The organism is Thermogutta sp. (assembly GCF_039793925.1).
Lineage (GTDB): Bacteria > Planctomycetota > Planctomycetia > Pirellulales > Thermoguttaceae > Thermogutta.
The window spans coordinates 1171-7012 of sequence record NZ_JBAMME010000225.1; the positions used below are offsets into that span (position 1 = coordinate 1171).

The 5842-nt window shown below is 56.6% G+C and carries 6 protein-coding genes and 1 pseudogene; 5 read left to right on the forward strand and 2 right to left on the reverse strand.

Annotated elements, in window-relative coordinates; translation table 11 throughout:
* Window positions 1-916 (reverse strand): annotated as a pseudogene (locus ABJK56_RS09380) (hypothetical protein); the annotation flags it as partial.
* A gap of 74 nt (window positions 917-990) precedes the next feature.
* Window positions 991-1380 (reverse strand): metalloregulator ArsR/SmtB family transcription factor, encoded by a 390-nt coding sequence (locus tag ABJK56_RS09385; protein ID WP_347244405.1) that lies wholly within the window; start codon window positions 1378-1380, stop codon window positions 991-993.
* Window positions 1381-1720: 340 nt separating this feature from the next.
* Between ABJK56_RS09385 and ABJK56_RS09390 the strand changes: the two genes are divergently transcribed.
* The 5 genes from ABJK56_RS09390 to ABJK56_RS09410 all read left to right on the forward strand — a co-directional run bounded on the left by ABJK56_RS09390 (window position 1721) and on the right by ABJK56_RS09410 (window position 5592).
* A complete protein-coding gene (locus ABJK56_RS09390) occupies window positions 1721-2338 on the forward strand; it encodes a sigma-70 family RNA polymerase sigma factor (RefSeq protein WP_347244406.1) in 618 nt (205 codons plus the stop codon).
* 118 nt (window positions 2339-2456) lie between these two features.
* Window positions 2457-3245, forward strand: coding sequence for a hypothetical protein (locus ABJK56_RS09395; protein WP_347244407.1), 789 nt, complete (start codon window positions 2457-2459; stop codon window positions 3243-3245).
* A gap of 35 nt (window positions 3246-3280) precedes the next feature.
* A complete protein-coding gene (locus ABJK56_RS09400) occupies window positions 3281-4252 on the forward strand; it encodes a PDZ domain-containing protein (RefSeq protein ID WP_347244408.1) in 972 nt (323 codons plus the stop codon).
* Window positions 4253-4496: 244 nt separating this feature from the next.
* Complete coding sequence (locus ABJK56_RS09405; RefSeq protein ID WP_347244409.1) at window positions 4497-5366, forward strand: hypothetical protein; 870 nt, start codon at window positions 4497-4499, stop codon at window positions 5364-5366.
* Entirely contained in the window at window positions 5347-5592 is a 246-nt protein-coding gene (locus ABJK56_RS09410; protein ID WP_347244410.1) for a hypothetical protein, read from the forward strand. Before ABJK56_RS09405 ends, ABJK56_RS09410 begins: the two co-directional genes overlap by 20 nt.
* The last annotated feature ends 250 nt before the right edge of the window (window positions 5593-5842 follow it).

Genomic DNA, 5842 nt, shown 5'->3' on the forward strand with positions numbered 1-5842 from the left:
GAATGTCGTCGCGCCCGGCAGCTGACCAGTCCCAGTACATCTTCGTCGGCGCATCGATGGCCATCTTGGGGATGTGGCATGTCTGACATGCTACCGTGGCCGTGTGAAAATCAAGCCTTTCGTTGCCATGTGGCTTTTCGCTGTGGCAATCCGTGCAGAGAACTCGTGCAGGTCTCTCGGTACATACAGACATGGCACAACCGGGGATCTGATGTTTTTGCGTGCGATGGCAATCCACACACTGAAATTCCAAACGTCCCATGTGCACGTCGATCCGCTCGGAAGGATAGTACATCGTTCCATCGAGATCACCGTGCTTCACGGCGTCGGCACCGCCTCCTTTGAAGTGGCACTGGCCGCAGGTGAGCCGAGTGGGACGTCCCACACTCCGCGCCACCGCCGTAAGGTCCACGTCTGGCTTGGGTAGGCCTGCGAGTCCTTTTTGATAGGTGTTGGTCTGATCGTGGCAAACCAGGCAATCGACGTTTTCTTCCCGGGTGAAGTCGAAGTGCGGATCTTTCCAGCCGTACCCTGCATGGCAAGCCGAGCAGGCCTGAATATTGGGGAGGGCCGCGATGCAAAAGTTGTTGATGAGGTTCAGTTTCCCGACGTAGATTGTCTTTCCGGTTGTTGGGTCTTTAACCTTTTGACCGGCCCACGTCCAGTGGTCCGTGGCCATGACCTCCTTTGCTGCGTTGGGATGACAAGAGAGACATAGCTTTGTGACCTCGGGACCCGTTTTTAAACCCGCCGGTATGAAGGGGGTGTGGTCCACGTGACGGGGTGGAGGCGGAACATGTCGCCAGGGATTGTCAGGACGCTTCCGCCTTTCTTGTCGGGCAAATTGCCAGGCTGCTATTGCCAGCCCGGACACGAACACAGCTATACAAACTCCCACAAAGACGGCACCCCGCATGACCCTTGCTCTCCTTTCGGTTTTTCACGGTGTTTCAAAGCACCGCTCCTTGGACTGTGCTCGGTGTCTTTATTTTAAAAACTGCTTTCGAATGGTGATGGGAGCACCCTCCCGGATTGGCCATTTTCCGCACGCAACTTCAATCGCTCTTGGATAATGCGGGGGAGCGATTGCTGGAGCATATTGAGAACGATCTGCCGCAGCAGATCAATCGCTTCCACCAGGTGAGGATCGGCAAGACGGTAAAAGATCTGCTGCCCACGGCGTGTGGTCTTCACGACGCCTGCCTCCCGCATCAATCGCAAATGTTGCGAGGCATTCTGGGAAGCGATTCCCGCTGCGTCGGCCAGTTCGCCCACAGTTTTCTCGCCTTCCCGGAGCAGGCAAAAGAACTGGAGCCGGGTGGGATGCGACAATAGGTCGAAGAAATCAGCAAGGACCTGGCATTCATCGCTGGGAAGCATGGGTTGCGCTCCTCCGTTATATCTATTACGTGCCCAGATTCAATTATGTGCGAACATTCGCAACTTTGCAATTCCCATTGCGCACATCATTTGAGCGCGTCTGAATGCGATAAATTTTGAGCAGGTGTATTATTTGTGTGCTTCCCCGCCTGTGTCGTCACCCTCGGAAGTCTTTCCAGCTACACATCAGTTCCTTTCTACCGGGCACGCGGTGGCTACCAGCCAAGGGCGGTGCACTTTTTATCGTCGGTTATGCTCCCTGGGAGGACCTTGATTGTACCGAACAAGGCTGTGAAACACGGCGGGCACGTTCGGCAACCAACTTATATGGAAGACGACGATGGACAGCGAGCTTGATCATCGATTACCCGAGGGGAGAAATTCCCCCGGTTTGGCACCTGTCGACTGGGAGGCCGCACTGGCACAGCATGAGCGCTGGTTGCGGGCGGTCATTTTTGCGCGGGTCAGGGAGCCTCATGCGGTGGACGAAGTCATGCAGGAAGTTGCCCTGAGTGCCGTCCGTCAGAAAGCACCTTTGCAGGATCCTGGCAAGGTCGCGCCCTGGCTGTATCGTCTTGCAGTGCTCAGCGCTCTGATGTATCGCCGCAAGCTGGGGCGACGGCGCAAATGGCTCAAGCGATACGGCGACCAGAAGCGGAATGACGCCCCTGCCGAGCCAAATCCCCTGGATTGGCTCCTGGCGGCGGAACGCGATGAGATTCTTCACACCGCACTGCGGGCTCTCCCTGCAAAGGATGCCGAGATCCTTTTGCTTAAATATGGCCAGGACTGGAGCTACCAAGAAATCTCCGATCACCTGGGGATAAGTTTCTCCGCAGTGCAGACAAGGCTTCATCGGGCGAGGCACCGGCTCCGCGAAGAACTCCGCAGACTTTCCCAGAGTGCATTCGGCGATGGAACGTCCGGCCCGGCCAACGTCGCCGATGATCCTTGTTGACCTGGGCTGTTGTGGTGGGTGCTTGGCACCGGATCGATGCTTGGGCAAAGGCGCGGAAGCGAATATCTGGAACATCGCGACAATCAGAAGTGTGACGAATTGCTTCGGGATGACTCCTATGAAGATAGATCAAGATCTCATTGACAGGTTGGTTGATGGTGAGGCAAATGAAGACGAGCGGCGCCGCATTGTGTCCGCGCTGGCTCACGACTCGGAGCTTTGCCGGCGGGTGGCACTGGCCTTTTTAGAAAGTCAGGACTGGCACCGATTCTTTGGCGCGGCGGCCGGTAGTTTGTCCTCGCGGTCTGACAGGGCGACGGATTCTCCGCGGACGGCATTGTCAGTTGCAGTGCTGAGCTCTGGGAAGGTGGGACAAAACGATGTGGCACAGCGCCGGGCGCCGTATCTTGGGGTTCGGTATGTTGGGACCGCCCTCGCGATGGCGTGCAGCTTTGCCGTCATGTTTGCGGCCGTCTGGTGGTTTATGCAGCCGAGTCACGAAAGAACAGTTGTGACCCAACGCGGAACCGCCCCAGGAGCGGCGGGGCCCGCCCTTGGTTCAGGCGGAGGTTTAATGGCCGAGAACACAGGGAACCATGGGCAGGCCGCTAGCGGGAAACAGCCTGCGACTGCGCCATTCCAGATGGTGGCTGTACCGGTGGCGATCGCCAATGATGGGACGCTCACCACAGTCGATGTTCCGGTTATTCCAGTTGCCGATGGAGAACAGTTGAATCTCTGGCCGGAAAGTGCGGTTCCGACCGAAGTGCTGGATGTCCTCGGAAAGAGCGGACATGTCATCCGGCAGAAACGTCAGTTAGTGCCGGTGTTCCTTCCGGATGGGCGGCAAACAATCGTTCCCGTTGACCAGGTGGAGATTCAGTTTCCGGACCACCAGATTCAATGAGGTTTTTTGTGGCATGTGAGAAAGGAGGAACCACCATGCGGCAGGCAAGATTGAGTACGACAAGATTCATGGCTTGGTTTTTTGCTTTGTCAGGCATCTCAGGGCTAATTTTAGCGGGCAGTGTCGCACAGTCAGCGGAACCGTCCGCAGGAGTTCCGGCGCCCCAGTTAGTGGTGGCACCGTCTGAAGTATGGATTGGTGTTGTGGTGGAAGAAGTCCCTGAGGCCCTGCGGGCCCACTTAGATCTCCCGAAAGAGCAGGGGTTGTTGGTTACGAGTGTGGCTAAGGACAGCCCCGCTGAAAAAGCCGGGATTAAACTCCATGATATCCTGTTGGAAGCTTCGGGGAAACCGTTGGCCACACCGAATGATTTGGTTAGTGTAGTCCAGGAAAAAAAGGATCAACCGATCGAAATCAAGCTGTTTCGGAAGGGAAAAACAGAAACGGTGAAGGTCACTCCGGCGCCGCGCCCCTCCGGAGCGTGGGAGTTTCCCCCGCCCTTCCCCGGCACCTTTGCGGATCCCAAAGCCTGGGAGAAATGGCTGGAGTCGTTCCGAGAACGTCTTCCCGGGCAGCCGCCACTCGTCTTCCGATTTTATCATCCTGGCGTGATTGTTCCGCCGGGCGAGTCTCTCAAAATCCCCAAAAACATGACCATCGTGATCACCAAAGAGGGCGATAAGCCGGCCAAGATCGTGGTCCAGAAAGATGGCCAAAAGTGGGAGGTGACCGAGAATGAGCTCGACAAGCTCCCCCCGGATGTGAGGCCCCACGTGGAGAAAATGCTTCGCGGCAGCGGCCGGCCCGGGGGTGTTGAGGTAAAGCCGATGGTGCCTCAGGGGGGTGTGCCGCGGACTTTGATCCGCCCCTGGTGGGAATCTGTCCCAGAAGCCGAAAGTCGGGTCAATAAACTGGAGGAAAAGCTCAAGAGTCTCGAAAACCGGCTGAAGGCACTCGAGAAGAAATTGGAGCAGGCACCCCAGCCAAAAGAGAAAGGTGCAGAGTAATCCGCCCGTGATGCAGCGACATGGGCAGGCCCGCACAAACACCCCGGTCGCGGTGCAATCAGACGGTCTTCCCGAGCGTGGTAAGGCGATTGTTTGACATCCTGACCGGGGTGTGATTATACTCGGTTCGTAGACTCAGAATGATTCGAATAAAGCTGTGTCGGGAAGACCTCCCGGTGAGGGGTGAAGCCGTTGCCAGCCAGCGTTGGTTTGCAGCCAGGGGATTTGAAGGAAGGTTAAGCTTATGAATCTCATCGGCAAGATCTTCGTGGTTCTTATCTTTGTGATGAGTATTGTATTCATGAGCTTTGCGCTCATGGTCTATTCGGCCCACGTTAACTGGCGCGAGGTGGTGGAAAATCCGAAGGAAGCTCCAGGCAAGCCCTTGGGATTGCGACTCCAGGTGCAAAACCTTCGAAAGGAAAACGACGCGCTTCGTGCCCAGATTGATGAGCTGACCAAGAGGCTCGATGCGGAAATCGCTGACAAGCGAGCCCAGGTGGCCAAGCTGGAACAGGAACGGGACGATCTTCAGCGGGAGCGGGACCAGCTTATGCAGCAGGTGGCGCAGCTGACGCAACAGGCCCGCGACGCGGTTGCCGCCATGGAGGCGGCTCATCAAACCCTGGCCAAAAGAACGGCTGAGGTAGACGATCTGCGAAACCTTTTGCGACAAGCCGAACAGGCGCGACATGATGCACTCCTCCGTTTGGTTCAAAGAACTGATGAACTCCACCAGGTGGCCAACGAGTTGCGGGTGTTGAAAGATCGGTCGGTGACTCTTGCCGATGATCTGGCCAAGGCCCGCGAGGTGTTGGCGAAATTTGATCTCAAGCCGGAGCCGGAGCTGTATCAGGACCGCGCCCCAAAGGTGGAAGGGGTAGTTCTGGCAGTACCTGGCAATGGGCTCCTGGAGATCTCGATTGGCTCGGACGATGGGCTCATGAAGGGACACAAGCTGGACGTATTCCGGCTGGGTAATGGGGAGAATAAGTATCTCGGTCGAGTGGTGGTTATCAGAACTGAACCCGACCGGGCTGTGTGTCAGGTGATTCCTGAATACCAGAAAGGCCCTATTCAGCAAGGAGATCGCGTTGCAAGCAGCCTCCAGTAGTCCAGTACAATATCGGCCCCCTCGGGTAGATATCTATACGGTGCTGCTGGCGATCGCGCTGGTGGCTGTGATAATCGGCTGTGTCTTCCTGTACCTGGAAGTAGCCGATTACGGTAGTCCGCCGTATCCTGAGGGTGGGGTGGTGTTTAACAGTTCGGCGATGCCGGTGTTTTCGTTGGCTTCGTGGGAAACGTCCTTTTTCCCACCTGTTCCATTGACCGGTTGACACGGTCGGGCGGAATGCCAACTCTGTAGCGCACTCGAAAAATGTCCAAATTTACGGTATAGCGCGAGGCCCCGTTACGGGGCCTTTTTCATTTGGCGGTTACCGCGCCGTATCGGCCCCTCGGCAGTCCGCCCACGGCAGTGGCCAACTCAACGGTGTGACTCTGGTTGTCGCGCCTCCGGTAAAGTTTTTTGCTTCGAATCATCGATTGTGTGTGGGAGATTGTTAAGCGTGACTGCGGGAAGATTCT

Coding starts and splice junctions, on each gene's coding strand:
- ABJK56_RS09385 (WP_347244405.1), bottom strand. CDS start 1,380: ATGCTTCCCAGCGATGAATGCCAGGTCCTTGCTGATTTCTTCGACCTA.
- ABJK56_RS09390 (WP_347244406.1), top strand. CDS start 1,721: ATGGACAGCGAGCTTGATCATCGATTACCCGAGGGGAGAAATTCCCCC.
- ABJK56_RS09395 (WP_347244407.1), top strand. CDS start 2,457: ATGAAGATAGATCAAGATCTCATTGACAGGTTGGTTGATGGTGAGGCA.
- ABJK56_RS09400 (WP_347244408.1), top strand. CDS start 3,281: ATGCGGCAGGCAAGATTGAGTACGACAAGATTCATGGCTTGGTTTTTT.
- ABJK56_RS09405 (WP_347244409.1), top strand. CDS start 4,497: ATGAATCTCATCGGCAAGATCTTCGTGGTTCTTATCTTTGTGATGAGT.